Genomic DNA, 13,438 nt, shown 5'->3' with positions numbered 1-13,438 from the left:
GCCTTTTTACTTACTTTATTTTGTGTTTTTCTTCTTCGCTGCATTCTCAAGCTTGCTTTTAGGCTCCTCAGAAAATTCAGCGTCTTGACCGTAGCCTTGCGGGTTTACACCAGATGCTTTTTTACCACGGTTATCATTGCCTCTTCTGCTCATATCTTCATTCACCTCTCTTTTATGATCGATGTTTAGTAGTATGACCGAAAAGGAATAATTACACTACACAAACTCCAAAATAAACAGGAGGTGATGATATGAATAAAGGAGTTTACATAGCACTCTTAAGTATAGGACTTGCTCAAGGGTTAAAAATTCCGATCCATTATGCAAAAGAGAAAGAATTGAGGCCAGAACTCTTTTTTCAAACAGGAGGGATGCCTAGTTCACATTCAGCTGGAGTATCCTCTCTGACAACATTCATTGCATTACAAAGAGGAGTTCCTACAGTTGATTTTGCGTTATCCCTAGTATACGGACTTATTGTTATGTATGATGCACAGGGTATACGCCGTCAAACTGGCGAACTAACATTAAAGGTAAATAGCCTTGGTGAACTAGTTGATAAAATTAATGCAGATGATACAGTTGAATTTAAAGAGGAAAAGCCAAAGAAGCTAAAAGAAATGCTGGGACATCAGCCTCAAGAGGTAATTGGTGGAGCGATACTCGGAGTTATTACAGGTACAATCGGCTATTATTTGACCAAAAAAAGGTAGATAATTGTCGAAATTTACGGTAATATTTGAGGAGGAATGCTTTGTCAATTAGGGAGAGGAATGAATATGACTGTGAAAACAGTGGAAGAATATGTTCGTTTTTTAGAAAGCAAAGGCTTTCAGCTGAAGGAAGATGCCATTGGTTTTATCTACTTCGGCAAGCATTATACGAATGCTGGGGATGAACTTGTGAATGCCGCTTTAGAACTTACTCTAAAAATACAAAAGTCATTTGATGGCAGTTTTTATATGTCCTTACTTGAAATGCTCACAACTCATGGTATAAAAAATAGGCAGGAAGCTATACAATTTGTAAAAGAAAAGCATTTGCTTGCCATATAATTGAATAAAGACTAAGAAGGCGTGCAACCACACGCCTTTTCTTTTTTATCCATGTGCCATAAGACCTTTAACAGAACAGGTCCTGAGCCGATATTTAAGGCTCATTTTTAAAATGTTGAGTGCACAATAAAGATCTTTAAGCTTCGAGCTGTGCTTTCTTGCTTTTTTTCGGGATCTCAGCAAAAATCATCCCGGCAAAAATGAATCCGCAGCCAATAATGGCGGTTGAAGCTAATCGTTCATCATTCCATAAATAGCCTGCTAAAGCTGCAAAAACCGGTTCAGTCGCAAATATTAGCGCAACTCTTGCTGGTGTTGTATATTGCTGAAATGCTGTTTGTGCTAAAAACGCAAGAGCAGTAGCAAATACGGATGTAATCATGAGCGCCATTATAACATCCATATTAAACATAATGGATGGGTTAAGAACAGTTTGCCAATCTTCTGTCGCTATAGAAAAAATCATAGAGAGCAGAGAAACAAACAGCAATTGCGCAATCGTTAAAGGAAGCACGGCATGCTTGCTGCTGTATTTTCCGGTCATAATAATATGCATGGCAAAGCCAATTGCGCATATAAATATGTAACCATCACCGATATTCAAGGTAACGGTATCCGTCATAGTCAGTAAATATAATCCTCCTGCAGCAACGATAGCACCGATAAGAGCGTTTCTGCCTGGGTTTAATTTGAATAGCATCCATGAGAACAAGGGCACAAGCACAACGCTTAAACCAGTAATAAAGCCTGCTTTTGAAGAAGTGGTATATAGAAGACCGACTGTTTGAAAAGCATAACCAATAAATAACCAGAATCCAACTTTCATTCCTGCAGTAATCAATTTTTTATTGAAATGGCCAGGTTTGCTTCTAGTAAAAACAATATGTATGAGGAATAATAATAATCCTGCTATAAAAAATCGGATTGCATTAAATGTAAAAGGCTCTAAAAAAGCAATCGCATTTTGGACGACAACAAATGTCAGGCCCCATACGAAGGCTACGAGCAGAAGTGAGATGTGGGCAACACTATGTTTATTATTTATCACTGTTCAATATCCTTTGTATTATTTTTCCGGATGGCAGCGCGAGCCAAATCATCAGCACTTTTATTTTCAGAGCTAGGCACCCATTTTATAAAAAAAAGCGGAAGCTGCTTGCTTAACAGTAATGCCTGTTCTAATAATGGGGAATATCTTTTATTTTTTACAAATTCTTTCTCCATTGCAGCGTTAACAAGCTGTGAGTCGGTGCGAAATGAAACCATCTGATAATTTTTCTGAATACAAATTTCCAGAGCTTTTATTAACGCATGATATTCTGCTTCGTGATTCTCCATAATACCTAATGGAATCGAGTGCCTTTCAACATTGCCATTGGCTTTTATAAATATGCCCGCACCGCTGGGTCCAGGGTTCCCGGCACTTGCTCCGTCAATATATACTTCAATCATTCATGATCCTCCATCAAATCCTGTAAATTATGTAAGCTAAAAATAAGTGTATCATAAAAGTATGACCACCTAAACTACATGATTTGCTTCAAATTAGGAAGAAAGGATAAAATAAATGAAATATAAATTAGAATGGAATTATAAATTAAAAGGAACTTCAAATGTATTTTTTACATCAGATTGGCTGACAGGTGAATTGGCTCTTTTAACAGGAGAAGAACTTACTAAGTCTGGCAGGGCTTCAGATATGGTATATTATGATGAACGCGGTACATCCTGGACGTTAAAGGAACTGGGAAAACTGCTGGAAGAAATTGAGGAAGAACCCCATGATATCGTCGTTTATTTTGATGGGGGCTATGATAAACAGGAACAGCTGGCAGGATTAGGGGCTGTGATTTATTATAAACAGGGCAAAAAAAAATACCGTCTGCGTGCAAATGAATTGCTCCATGAGATTGATGATAATAATGAAGCAGAATATGCAGCATTTTATTTTTGTGTTAATATGCTTGAAGAAATGGGTGTCCGCCATATGAGCTGTGAATTTAAAGGTGATTCCCAAGTCGTATTGAATCAGCTGGCTGGCGAGTGGCCATGCTATGAAGAAAATTTAAATCGATGGCTTGACCGTATCGAAGCAAAAATAAAGAAACTTGGATTAATACCAGCATATTCGCCGGTGGGAAGAAATGAAAATAAAGAAGCAGATAAACTTGCCACTCAAGCAATTGAAGGGAAAAACATCCACAGCAAAATGCAAATGATTTAAGGAGCGGAGGTGTAAAGGTTATGGAAAGAAAAAAAGTGATCCAAGAGGCAGAATCCATTATGGAAACATATTGTAAAGGCTGTTTCTTGCATCAGCATCATAAAGAGGAAAAAGGAAGGCGCTTTGCACACCGCTTCTGCATCACACAATGTACAGTGGGGAAGAAAATAAAATCAATTGGAAAAGAATTGTGCTGATTTACCAGAAGTTGAAAGTCCTAAAAGATGACAAAAGGCTGGCACAAGGCCAGCCTAGTTTATTATAAGATTATAGTTTTACTACGTTAGCAGCTTGAGGTCCGCGATTTCCTTCAACGATTTCGAAAGAAACTTCTTGACCTTCTTCTAAAGATTTGAAACCGTCACCTGTGATAGCTGTGAAGTGAACGAATACATCGTCTCCGCCCTCAACTTCGATAAAACCGAAACCTTTTTCATTGTTGAACCATTTTACTTTACCGTTTTGCATGTTAACTTTTCCTCCTAAACCTTAGAAGACACCTATGTGCCTAAGATAAATATTATCACTCAACTTAAACATATTGCAAAATAAATTGTATATATTCTGTTAAATGATGATTATAATATACACGAATGCCTGGCCACAGTCAAGGTACAAGACCGCAATAATTGGAAAAAAACATAAAATAGTAACAAAATTTAAAAAATAATATTTTAAAAGAAATAATACATAAATATCATCCTTCCTCATACAAATATTTTAAACTCTGAGAAGAGGGTGAGAGAAAGATGTTCAGGTTTTCAATCGATGATTTAGAATGGATTTTAAGATTTTCTCCAAACTTTCATCTTGATGAAGATATTAAACAAGCAATAATCAACTCAATTCGGCTGATAGGAAAAGAGATCCTGGCATACTCTCATGGCGATTCTTTTATTATCATGAATGATCGAGTTGGGTTAATTGTGTTTCATGTTGAAAAAATCCCCTCTCACATCCTAACCGTATCAAATGTTGTCAGTATGAATCGCTTTTATGTGCTTGAACATATGACGATCACTCCTTATAAAAAGAATGGTTAAAAGCAGCAAAGTACTTATAAAAGAATAAGGTTCTAATGTGAAAATCGGCTAATGCCGATTTTTTTTTGCATTTGAATTGACAAATATCTGAAAAGAGTTAAAATGTTGCACTAAGGAAACATTTATTGCTTAATAAAAAAAACATGTCTTATGTTAAAATGTGTGCACTAAGCATAAATTTGTGCATATACTCATCTAAGGCTGAACTAAATAATTTCCAAAGGGAGATGGGGAGAAAATGAAAAAGCTGTTAGGGTTAACAATTGCAATGCTTGTAATGGTTTTGGCGGCGTGTTCAGGTGAGTCAGCATCGGAGGATTCAACACAATCAGACGATGAAAAGTTAACTGTGACAACAACAATTGGGCAAATAGCTGATGGAGTTAAAAATATTGGCGGAGACAAAGTGGAAGTTATTAGTTTAATGGGACCTGGAACAGATCCTCATCTTTATAAGGCAACACAGGGCGATATCGCGAAGTTTGAAGAAGCAGATGTTATCTTTTATAACGGATTGCACCTAGAAGGTAAAATCTTAGAAGTCCTTGAAAAAATGAATGCTGATAAGCCAACTTACGCAATTGCTGAAAATGTCAGTGAGGGCGAATTGCTGGAAGATGCCGAAGATCGTTCAGCTGCTGATCCCCATGTATGGTTTGATATCGATCTTTGGAAGCAGGCCTTAAAGAAGGTTGAAGAAGGGCTTATAGAGGCAGACCCGGATAATCAGGCATTTTATGAAGAAAATGCTCAGAAATATTATGCTGAATTGGATGACTTAAAAGAATTTGCTGCAGAAGAAATGTCAAGCATTCCTGAAGATCAACGAGTTCTTGTAACAGCTCATGATGCATTTGGCTACTTTGGAAATGCTTACGATATGGAAGTAATGGGTTTACAAGGCATCAGCACAGAATCTGAATATGGTCTAGGGGACGTACAATCTTTAGTAGATACATTAACAGAGCGTGAAATTAAGGCTGTATTTGTTGAGTCCAGTATTTCTGAGAAATCAATTAACGCTGTTATTGAAGGAGCAAAAGACAAAGGGCACACAGTAACGATTGGCGGAGAGCTATACTCTGATGCAATGGGTGAAGAAGGTACAGAAGAAGGAACGTATATCGGCATGTATAGACATAATGTTGAAACGATTGCTGATGCGCTGAAATAAGGAGTGGAAATGATGAATCCAGTCGTTGTAAAAGGATTAACTGTCGCATATCAAGAAAAGCCGGTACTAAAGGATATAAACTTTGAAGTGCCGGAAGGAAAGCTTATTGGAATTATTGGGCCAAATGGAGCGGGTAAATCAACGTTAATAAAAGCCATTTTAGGGTTAATCCCTAAGGCGGCAGGACAGATTCAAATCTACAACAAACCGTATCGGGCGAAGGATCGGGTTGTAGGCTATGTGCCGCAGAGAGGATCTGTTGATTGGGATTTCCCGACTAATGCACTTGATGTTGTGCTGATGGGCAGATATGGTCATGTTGGCTGGTTTAAAAGACCAGGCAAAAAAGATGAAGCTTTTGCTCTGGAATGTTTAAGGAAAGTCGGAATGGCTGATTTTGCAGACCGCCAAATTAGCCAGCTTTCAGGCGGGCAGCAGCAGAGAGTATTTCTTGCTAGAGCACTGGCACAAGAGGCAAAGGTTTACTTTATGGATGAACCATTTGTAGGTGTCGATGCAGCAACCGAACGTGCGATTATTGATTTACTAAATGAGTTGAAAGAACAGGGGAAAACAGTGCTTGTTGTTCATCATGACCTGCAGACTGTAAAAGAATACTTCGATCATGTTCTGCTTTTAAATGTTGAAGCAATTGCGTCAGGTCCAACAGAAAGCACTTTTACAATGGAAAACCTTCATCAAACGTACGGTGGGAAGCTGGCATTTTTGGAAAAAGGCCAGATGATAGCAGAACAAAAATGAGGTGCCTGTAATGAGTGATCTGATGAATATGGTTTTGAATAATGCTAATACACAATGGGTACTGCTCGCCACAATGCTATTAGGCATTGCGAGCGGTGTCCTTGGCAGCATCGCTTTATTAAGGAAGCAAAGTCTAATTGGAGATGCCGTTGCACACGCCGCTTTGCCGGGAATATGTATTGCCTTCATGCTAACAGGGGAGAAATCATTGCTTGCTCTGCTGATCGGCGCAACCATTACAGGGCTTTTAGCAGCCTACTGCATTCAATTTGTTATCTCCAATTCCATTATTAAAGAAGATACAGCCATCTGTTTAATTCTCTCCGTCTTTTTTGGCTTTGGCATTGTGCTGTTAACAAAAGTAACGCAATCTCCGGCAGGCAATAAAAGCGGATTAAGCGATTTTATTTTCGGGCAGGCAGCATCACTTGTTGGCAGTGATGTTAAAATGATGGCCATTACAGCCGCTGCATTAATTGTCATCACTGCCTTAATCTTTAAAGAGTTAAAGGTACTGACATTTGATCCGGAATTTGCAAAGGGACTTGGCCTTCCGGCTGGATTTCTTAATCTGGTATTTTTATCTTTATTGGTGGCTGTCATTGTGATCGGTATTCAGGCAGTAGGTGTTATTTTAATGGCAGCATTGCTTATTACTCCTGCAGTTGCTGCGCGCTATTGGACGGATTCTTTAGGTAAAATGATTGTTATATCCGGAATCTTTGGAGCGATCTCGGGTGTGGCTGGCACATTAATCAGCACCTTGGGAGAAGGCCTTGCTACCGGACCGTTTATTGTTGTAACAGCAACGGCATTATTCTTATTCTCTATGTTCTTTGCACCAGGAAGAGGCATTGTAACGAATGCCATTAAGAGACAAATAAATCATAAGAAGATTAATAGAGAACTGACAATGCAAAAGGAAAGAGGCGAGTACCTATGAGTTACGAGGCATGGATCATTCTAATCGGATCAATGGCTGGCATTACTTGTGGAATTACAGGCTGCTTTCTCATTTTGCGGAAACTTTCAATGCTGGCGGATGCCATTAGTCATACAGTTTTGCTTGGAATTGTGCTGGCCTTTTTAATAAGTCAAAGCATGAATGGAATTTATATGCTCATTGGAGCAGCAGTTGTTGGACTGTTAACAGCTGTTTTTGTTCAGCTGCTTCACAGCAGCGGTGTACAGGAGGATGCCTCCATCGGGGTGGTATTTACGTTCCTATTCGCAATAGGTGTTATATTAATCACCCTCTATGCAGGTGATGTGCATCTTGATGTGGATCATGCACTAATGGGAGAAATCGCATTTGTGCCATGGGACACAGTGCAAATTGGTTTTCTCCCGGAACTTCCTAAGGCGTTCTTAATGTTATCGGCAGTATTGCTGATCGTTCTGGTTATTATTTTCCTTTTCTATAAGGAACTAAAAATTACCTCTTTTGATCCTGCTATGGCCGCTGCAATTGGAATCCCAGTACTATTCATTCATTATTTGCTGATGGGAATGGTTTCTCTTACAACAGTCGCATCCTTTGATAGTGTCGGTGCCATTCTCGTTGTTGCCATGCTGATCGCACCAGGGGCTTCTGCCTATTTATTAACAGATAAAATGAGTGTGATGCTTATTTTAAGTGGAGTGTTTGGAGTAGCGGCAGCTATAATAGGATACTATGCTGCTATGCTGTTTAATGTATCCATCTCAGGAAGCATGGCCGCAGTCAATGGAATATTATTTGCTTTCGTCTTCTTCTTTTCTCCAACAAAAGGGTATCTATTTAAAAAATTCGCATTAAAAAAAGTGAAATATGGCTCCGAACAATAAGGTTATATAAGAATAATAGTTTAATTGGAAAGAACGACAAAAAATAGTCGTTCTTTTTTACTTTCTCTTCAGCTCAATTACAGGTAAAATAGAAACTATTATTAGAACACTTGGAAGTGAAACGCTATGAAACTTATCATTGCTGAAAAACCAGATCAAGGTTTAACATTAGCCTCAATCTTCAAAATGAAAAAACATCAAGGATTTGTTGAAATCCTCCCTGCTGATTTATTCCCCGAAGGAGCCCTTGTCACATGGGCAGTTGGCCATTTATGCCAGCTGTCAGCACCAGAAAAATACCATTCTTCCTGGAAAAAATGGTCACTAACCAATCTGCCTATTATTCCAGAGCAGTTTCAGTATGAAGTAACAAAAGATAAGGCAAAACAGTTTAATGTCATAAAAAAACTCGTACAGGATAAGCGAGTCACAGAAATTATTCATGCTGGTGATGCTGGGCGAGAAGGAGAACTGATCATCCGCAATGTCCTTCGAGTTGCAGGTGCAAAGCAGCCCATGAAACGGTTGTGGATCTCTTCTTTAACACCAAAATCAATAAGAGAAGGCTTTACATCATTACGGTCAGAGTCTGATACGCGCAATCTCTATTATGAAGCCTATACGCGAGCATGTGCTGACTGGATTGTCGGGATGAATGCGTCCAGGCTCTATAGTCTTCTGTTGAAAGAAAAAGGCTTTTCAGACGTTTTTTCTGTCGGCAGAGTGCAGACACCAACGTTAGCTTTAATCGTGAAAAGAGAAAAAGAGATTGAACGTTTTGTTTCAGAACCTTTTTGGGAAGTGACTGCCGAGTTTCATATGAATGGCAAAACATATCAGGGCAAATGGGACAAAGATGGAGAGTCAAGAGCAGAATCAAAAGAGCTTGCTGAGAAAATTGCTGCTTTCTGTAAAGGAAAAAACGCAGAAATAACAGAAGTGAAAAAGGAAAAGAAGGAATATTTGCCTCCTATGCTATTCAACTTATCCGCTCTGCAGGCAGATGCAAACCGCAAGTATAAATATCCTCCCAAAAAAACGCTTGATATTCTGCAAAAATTATATCAAAAAGGCTTTGTTTCCTATCCACGTTCAGATTCAAGGCATGTAACAGCAGGAGAAGCAGAAATGTTTCCAGATATATTGGCAAAACTATCAAACTTAAAGGAATTCAAAACCTATTTCCCTCTGCCAAAACAATCGCTTTTAGGCAACAAACGATATGTCGATGATAAAAAGGTAACCGATCACTATGCAATCATTCCGACTGAACAGGTGCCTTCAATCGAGAAGCTTTCTTCTGATGAACAAAAGATTTATTTGATGATTGCCCGCAGTTTAATTGCTGCATTTCATGAAAAGTCTGTCGTGGAATATACAGAGGTTGATACGCTTGTAGACGGAAGAGCGATGTTTAAATCAAAAGGAAAAGTTCAGCTGGAACTTGGCTGGCGCAAAGTCATTCCTTTAGCAGAGAAAGATAAGGAACCCAATCTTCCGATTCTATCTAAAGCTGAAAAAGGTGAGGTGCTAAAGGCAGAAGTAAAGGAAGGTAAGACACAGCCGCCCAAAAGATATACGGAAGGTCAGCTCATCACTTTAATGAAAACGGCCGGCAAGCATTTGGAGGATAAAGAACTTGAACAAATGCTGAACAAAACAGAAGGTCTTGGCACAGAGGCAACAAGAGCAGGGATTATTACCATGTTAAAGGATCGAGGGTATATTGATATCCAAAAAAACATTGTCTATGCTACCTCAAAAGCGAAAATCTTAATTAGTGCAATTGGAGAAGAGATTTTGGCTTCTCCAGAGATGACGGCTAAGTGGGAAACAAGGCTTCAGCAGATTTCTGAAGGAACGGCATCACCTAAACAATTTATGGAGCAAACAAATAAAATGGTCCTCCATCTGATTCAGGCATCTTCCGAGAATAAGGATAAATGGACATTTGCACAAGAGGATCAAGATAATTTTACACCGAAAACCTATAAGCAAAAAAGAACATCTTCGGTAGGAAAATGCTTGCTTTGCGATGGAAAAGTTGTTGATAAAGGAACTTTTTACGGATGTTCCAATTATAAAAAAAGCAATTGCGGCTTTAGTATATCGAAAAAAATCTTAAATAAAACGATCACACAAAAGAACGTCAAATTGATCTTGAAGAATGGGGAGACCGAATTAATTGAGGGTTTTTCCAGCAAAGAAAAAATGTTTTCAGCCAAACTGGCATGGGATCAGAAAGATCACAAGCTGAAATTTATTTTCGATAAACAGGTGTAAATAAGAGCGGAGATGTTTGCTGTATACATCTCGGCTTGATGGTATTTTTGAGACATAAGCTTGTCTCCTATTGCCATTTTGTAGTAAACTTTTTAAAGGCTAATGTCATATTAGCCATGCACTTGATAAAAGTATTTGCATCACAAATAAATGACATGGCTTAGTGTATATTTACATTGTGCTATAAATATAAATGAGAAATAGACAAGTTATTTCAGCGTCAAGTACCTCAAATGGAAGTACTTAATCATGGCGCTAGCGCTTTTCTTTTAGGAGGTACCCTATGCCAACACCAAGTATGGAAGATTATATTGAACAAATATATATACTGATTGAAGATAAAGGATATGCCCGTGTATCCGATATAGCAGAAGCGCTATCTGTTCACCCTTCATCTGTTACCAAAATGGTGCAGAAACTGGATAAAGATGAATATTTAGTATATGAAAAGTATAGAGGTCTTGTTTTAACAGCAAAAGGCAAGAAAATTGGCAAGCGGTTAGTGTATAGACATGAGTTGCTTGAACAGCTTCTAAAAATCATCGGAGTGAAAGATGAAAATATATATCAGGATGTTGAAGGAATTGAACACCATTTAAGCTGGGATGCAATAGACCGCATTGGGGATCTTGTCCAATATTTTGAAGAAGATGAAAACCGAATAAATGCCCTAAGGATTGTTCAAAAAAATAACGAAAATGCTTAAGTGAAAGAAAAATACACAGAAGTCTTGTGTGTTTTTTTGTTTTGTGAATTTGAGAAAAGGCTTACAATATAAATGTTTAGATAAACCATAAGGGAGTGCTTGAGAAGATGCGAACAGAGAAAGATAAAATGCTAGCTGGCGAAATGTATGACCCATTAGATCCTGAATTGCTTCATGCCCGCACAGAGGCCAGAAAAAAGGTGCGTCTTTATAATCTTTCATTAGAATCAGAACACGAAGAGCGGACTAGCATGTTAAAAGAGTTGCTTGGTTCTACAGGAGAAAATGTGTATATGGAACCCAATATTCGCTTTGATTATGGCAGCAATACGCATGTTGGCGAAAACTTTTTTGCTAATTTTGATTGTGTCATTCTTGATGTTTGTGAGGTCAAAATCGGTGATAATTGCATGATGGCACCGGGTGTACATATTTATACAGCCACACATCCTCTTGATCCTGAAGAAAGGAACTCGGGCAAAGAATACGGCAAACCAGTAACAATCGGCAACAATGTTTGGATTGGTGGAGGCGCGATCATCAATCCTGGTGTAACAATTGGAGACAACGCTGTTATTGCCTCTGGGGCTGTCGTTACAAAAAATGTTCCTTCAAATACAGTCGTTGGAGGAAATCCTGCAGTAGTGATTAAACAGCTGGATTTATCGTGAAAGAAGAGTTGTATGCAAGCTTTTATGCATACAACTCTTTTTGTTATGCTGTTTATTCTTATCTTATAAGGGCTAATGATTAAATAAATAGTTTTTTATATCAGACATAGATAGGATTGTTATGAATAAGTCTAGAATGTACATAGGATGAAACTTTTGAGAAAGTGTACCGTATATAAAGGGGAAGATGGCGAGGGATGATATGCAAAATTGGAGTCTAGAATCAGAGAAACAATGGAATAAACGATCTGCCACATGGCATGCAAGCAGCAAAACGATGTGGGAAGAGGGCAGCCGCAAAGATATTATCCCTTTTTTTTGTAAAGTGGTTCCAGCCTATTCAAAAGTGTGTGATCTTGGCTGCGGAGATGGCTATGGTTCATTAAAACTAGCAAAAAAGGGTTATGAAGTGACTGGCTATGATGTTGCTGATGAAATGATACATAGAGCAAAAGAAACAAACAAACAGAACCATTCTCAATTCATCAAAGGCGATATAACCATACTTCATTTACCCGAAAATTCTTATGACGCAGTCCTTGCAATTAATTCGCTGGAATGGACAGAAGATCCTCTTAAGGTATTAATGCATATGAAACATATGGTTAAGCCAGGAGGCTATGCATGTGTTGGTGTGCTGGGACCAACTGCAGGTCCCCGAAAAAGCAGTTTTCAAAGATTATATGGCGATCAGGTGATCTGCAATACTATGATGCCATGGGAGTTTGAGGCTTTGGCACTAGAAAATGGATGGGAAAAAATAGCGGAATTGCCCGTTTTTAAAAAAGCAGCAGAACAGGTATCCAAGGGTTCACTTCCAGTCGAGCTTAAGCAGGCACTATCTTTCATGTGGGTGTTTATGCTTAAAAATAGAAAAGAGGAGGAATTAGAAAATGAGCAGATATTCGATTGATGAATTTGTAAATCAAACAAAGCAAGAGGACAAAGGGGAAGGTTTGTTTGAATTAGAGACGCCTAGAATGCTGGAAATCAACTTATCCAATCAAATTTGGGCAAAATCAGGAGCGATGATTTCTTATCGGGGGCAAATTAAATTTGAGCGTGAAGGCATTCTAGAGCACGGATTAGGAAAAATGTTTAAAAAAGCGTTAACAGGTGAAGGCACTTCTTTAATGAAGGCAACTGGGAATGGAAAACTGTATTTAGCCGATCAAGGAAAGAAGATCTCCATCTTACATCTCAATGGCGAATCGATTTTTGTCAATGGGAATGATTTGCTCGCTTTTGAACCGTCAATTGACTGGGATATCAAATTGATGAGAAAAATTGCGGGGATGATGAGCGGAGGTTTATTTAATGTCCGTCTTGAAGGTACAGGAATGGTGGCTATTACCTCACATTACGAACCATTAACACTGCTTGTCACTCCGGATAATCCTGTTTATACAGATCCGAATGCAACAGTCGCTTGGTCTGGCAATCTTCAGCCGGAATTTGTTACAGATGTATCTTTTAAAACATTTATCGGCAGAGGAAGCGGAGAATCCATTCAAATGAAGTTTGAAGGAAATGGATTTGTTGTCGTGCAGCCGTTCGAAGAAGTTTACTACAGTCAGCAATCATAAATAAAACAAGCCTGGATGATTCGTCATCCAGGCTTGTTTTTGATTCAGGGATATTGAGAAGTTCCGTAGCATTATTTAGTGAAAAGAACAATGGCAGCTTAGCATAC

Annotated in this window: 18 protein-coding genes; 14 read left to right on the top strand and 4 right to left on the bottom strand. The window is 38.6% G+C overall.

The annotated features are described in order from the left end of the window. Positions 1-15: 15 nt before the first annotated feature. A complete protein-coding gene (gene sspL / locus J1899_RS13800) occupies positions 16-153 on the bottom strand; it encodes a small, acid-soluble spore protein L (protein WP_214474579.1) in 138 nt (45 codons plus the stop codon). 98 nt (positions 154-251) lie between these two features. Here sspL and J1899_RS13795 point away from each other — a divergent pair, with 98 nt between their 5' ends. Further along, positions 252-713, top strand: coding sequence for a divergent PAP2 family protein (locus J1899_RS13795; protein WP_066444376.1), 462 nt, complete (start codon positions 252-254; stop codon positions 711-713). Positions 714-773: 60 nt separating this feature from the next. Beyond that, positions 774-1,055, top strand: a complete 282-nt coding sequence (locus tag J1899_RS13790; RefSeq protein ID WP_066444380.1) for a DUF6123 family protein — start codon at positions 774-776, stop codon at positions 1,053-1,055. 136 nt (positions 1,056-1,191) lie between these two features. Here the strand turns inward: J1899_RS13790 and J1899_RS13785 are convergent, their stop codons facing one another. Together J1899_RS13785 and J1899_RS13780 are read right to left on the bottom strand one after the other, a co-directional pair. Then, the gene (locus J1899_RS13785; RefSeq protein ID WP_214478846.1) at positions 1,192-2,100 is read right to left on the bottom strand and encodes a DMT family transporter; all 909 of its coding nucleotides are present in this window, start codon (positions 2,098-2,100) and stop codon (positions 1,192-1,194) included. Next, a complete protein-coding gene (locus tag J1899_RS13780) occupies positions 2,100-2,507 on the bottom strand; it encodes a reverse transcriptase-like protein (RefSeq protein WP_214474570.1) in 408 nt (135 codons plus the stop codon). Before J1899_RS13780 ends, J1899_RS13785 begins: the two co-directional genes overlap by 1 nt. A 115-nt stretch (positions 2,508-2,622) precedes the next feature. Between J1899_RS13780 and J1899_RS13775 the strand changes: the two genes are divergently transcribed. Continuing rightward, positions 2,623-3,279: a ribonuclease H family protein gene (locus J1899_RS13775; protein WP_214474569.1), complete on the top strand. Its 657-nt coding sequence runs from the start codon at positions 2,623-2,625 to the stop codon at positions 3,277-3,279. Between the two features lie 20 nt (positions 3,280-3,299). Beyond that, positions 3,300-3,476 carry a zinc-finger domain-containing protein gene (locus J1899_RS13770; RefSeq protein WP_214474566.1) on the top strand — a complete coding sequence of 59 codons (177 nt, stop codon included), beginning with the start codon at positions 3,300-3,302 and terminating at the stop codon, positions 3,474-3,476. Positions 3,477-3,546: 70 nt separating this feature from the next. Here the strand turns inward: J1899_RS13770 and cspD are convergent, their stop codons facing one another. Then, positions 3,547-3,747, bottom strand: coding sequence for a cold-shock protein CspD (cspD, locus tag J1899_RS13765; protein ID WP_057771282.1), 201 nt, complete (start codon positions 3,745-3,747; stop codon positions 3,547-3,549). Between the two features lie 281 nt (positions 3,748-4,028). Between cspD and J1899_RS13760 the strand changes: the two genes are divergently transcribed. The 10 genes from J1899_RS13760 to J1899_RS13715 all read left to right on the top strand — a co-directional run bounded on the left by J1899_RS13760 (position 4,029) and on the right by J1899_RS13715 (position 13,331). Next, positions 4,029-4,322, top strand: a complete 294-nt coding sequence (locus tag J1899_RS13760) for a hypothetical protein (protein ID WP_066444388.1) — start codon at positions 4,029-4,031, stop codon at positions 4,320-4,322. A gap of 238 nt (positions 4,323-4,560) precedes the next feature. After that, on the top strand, positions 4,561-5,496 hold the full coding sequence (locus tag J1899_RS13755; protein WP_214474564.1) for a metal ABC transporter solute-binding protein, Zn/Mn family: 936 nt from the start codon (positions 4,561-4,563) through the stop codon (positions 5,494-5,496). Between the two features lie 12 nt (positions 5,497-5,508). Beyond that, positions 5,509-6,258, top strand: coding sequence for a metal ABC transporter ATP-binding protein (locus tag J1899_RS13750; protein WP_066444391.1), 750 nt, complete (start codon positions 5,509-5,511; stop codon positions 6,256-6,258). 10 nt (positions 6,259-6,268) lie between these two features. Then, positions 6,269-7,201 (top strand): metal ABC transporter permease, encoded by a 933-nt coding sequence (locus tag J1899_RS13745; RefSeq protein ID WP_066444394.1) that lies wholly within the window; start codon positions 6,269-6,271, stop codon positions 7,199-7,201. Then, entirely contained in the window at positions 7,198-8,085 is an 888-nt protein-coding gene (locus tag J1899_RS13740) for a metal ABC transporter permease (RefSeq protein ID WP_214474557.1), read from the top strand. Before J1899_RS13745 ends, J1899_RS13740 begins: the two co-directional genes overlap by 4 nt. Positions 8,086-8,211: 126 nt before the next feature. Then, positions 8,212-10,368 carry a DNA topoisomerase III gene (locus J1899_RS13735; RefSeq protein ID WP_066444396.1) on the top strand — a complete coding sequence of 719 codons (2,157 nt, stop codon included), beginning with the start codon at positions 8,212-8,214 and terminating at the stop codon, positions 10,366-10,368. Between the two features lie 283 nt (positions 10,369-10,651). Continuing rightward, positions 10,652-11,074: a transcriptional regulator MntR gene (gene mntR / locus J1899_RS13730; RefSeq protein ID WP_066444398.1), complete on the top strand. Its 423-nt coding sequence runs from the start codon at positions 10,652-10,654 to the stop codon at positions 11,072-11,074. Positions 11,075-11,181: 107 nt separating this feature from the next. Beyond that, positions 11,182-11,745 (top strand): sugar O-acetyltransferase, encoded by a 564-nt coding sequence (locus tag J1899_RS13725; protein WP_214474555.1) that lies wholly within the window; start codon positions 11,182-11,184, stop codon positions 11,743-11,745. Positions 11,746-11,947: 202 nt separating this feature from the next. After that, positions 11,948-12,658: a class I SAM-dependent methyltransferase gene (locus tag J1899_RS13720; RefSeq protein WP_214474549.1), complete on the top strand. Its 711-nt coding sequence runs from the start codon at positions 11,948-11,950 to the stop codon at positions 12,656-12,658. Continuing rightward, positions 12,639-13,331: an AIM24 family protein gene (locus tag J1899_RS13715; protein ID WP_214474547.1), complete on the top strand. Its 693-nt coding sequence runs from the start codon at positions 12,639-12,641 to the stop codon at positions 13,329-13,331. The genes J1899_RS13720 and J1899_RS13715 overlap by 20 nt, the downstream gene beginning before the upstream one ends. Positions 13,332-13,438 lie beyond the last annotated feature (107 nt).

It is taken from the genome of Cytobacillus gottheilii (genome assembly GCF_018582665.1).
Lineage (GTDB): Bacteria > Bacillota > Bacilli > Bacillales > Cytobacillaceae > Cytobacillus > Cytobacillus gottheilii.
This window is presented reverse-complemented; position numbering and strand designations above follow the sequence as displayed.

Bases quoted from the DNA above. Each gene is read 5' to 3' on its own strand.
- sspL (WP_214474579.1), bottom strand. From the start codon at position 153: ATGAGCAGAAGAGGCAATGATAACCGTGGTAAAAAAGCATCTGGTGTA.
- J1899_RS13795 (WP_066444376.1), top strand. From the start codon at position 252: ATGAATAAAGGAGTTTACATAGCACTCTTAAGTATAGGACTTGCTCAA.
- J1899_RS13790 (WP_066444380.1), top strand. From the start codon at position 774: ATGAATATGACTGTGAAAACAGTGGAAGAATATGTTCGTTTTTTAGAA.
- J1899_RS13780 (WP_214474570.1), bottom strand. From the start codon at position 2,507: ATGATTGAAGTATATATTGACGGAGCAAGTGCCGGGAACCCTGGACCC.
- J1899_RS13775 (WP_214474569.1), top strand. From the start codon at position 2,623: ATGAAATATAAATTAGAATGGAATTATAAATTAAAAGGAACTTCAAAT.
- J1899_RS13770 (WP_214474566.1), top strand. From the start codon at position 3,300: ATGGAAAGAAAAAAAGTGATCCAAGAGGCAGAATCCATTATGGAAACA.
- cspD (WP_057771282.1), bottom strand. From the start codon at position 3,747: ATGCAAAACGGTAAAGTAAAATGGTTCAACAATGAAAAAGGTTTCGGT.
- J1899_RS13760 (WP_066444388.1), top strand. From the start codon at position 4,029: ATGTTCAGGTTTTCAATCGATGATTTAGAATGGATTTTAAGATTTTCT.
- J1899_RS13755 (WP_214474564.1), top strand. From the start codon at position 4,561: ATGAAAAAGCTGTTAGGGTTAACAATTGCAATGCTTGTAATGGTTTTG.
- J1899_RS13750 (WP_066444391.1), top strand. From the start codon at position 5,509: ATGAATCCAGTCGTTGTAAAAGGATTAACTGTCGCATATCAAGAAAAG.
- J1899_RS13745 (WP_066444394.1), top strand. From the start codon at position 6,269: ATGAGTGATCTGATGAATATGGTTTTGAATAATGCTAATACACAATGG.
- J1899_RS13740 (WP_214474557.1), top strand. From the start codon at position 7,198: ATGAGTTACGAGGCATGGATCATTCTAATCGGATCAATGGCTGGCATT.
- J1899_RS13735 (WP_066444396.1), top strand. From the start codon at position 8,212: ATGAAACTTATCATTGCTGAAAAACCAGATCAAGGTTTAACATTAGCC.
- mntR (WP_066444398.1), top strand. From the start codon at position 10,652: ATGCCAACACCAAGTATGGAAGATTATATTGAACAAATATATATACTG.
- J1899_RS13725 (WP_214474555.1), top strand. From the start codon at position 11,182: ATGCGAACAGAGAAAGATAAAATGCTAGCTGGCGAAATGTATGACCCA.
- J1899_RS13720 (WP_214474549.1), top strand. From the start codon at position 11,948: ATGCAAAATTGGAGTCTAGAATCAGAGAAACAATGGAATAAACGATCT.
- J1899_RS13715 (WP_214474547.1), top strand. From the start codon at position 12,639: ATGAGCAGATATTCGATTGATGAATTTGTAAATCAAACAAAGCAAGAG.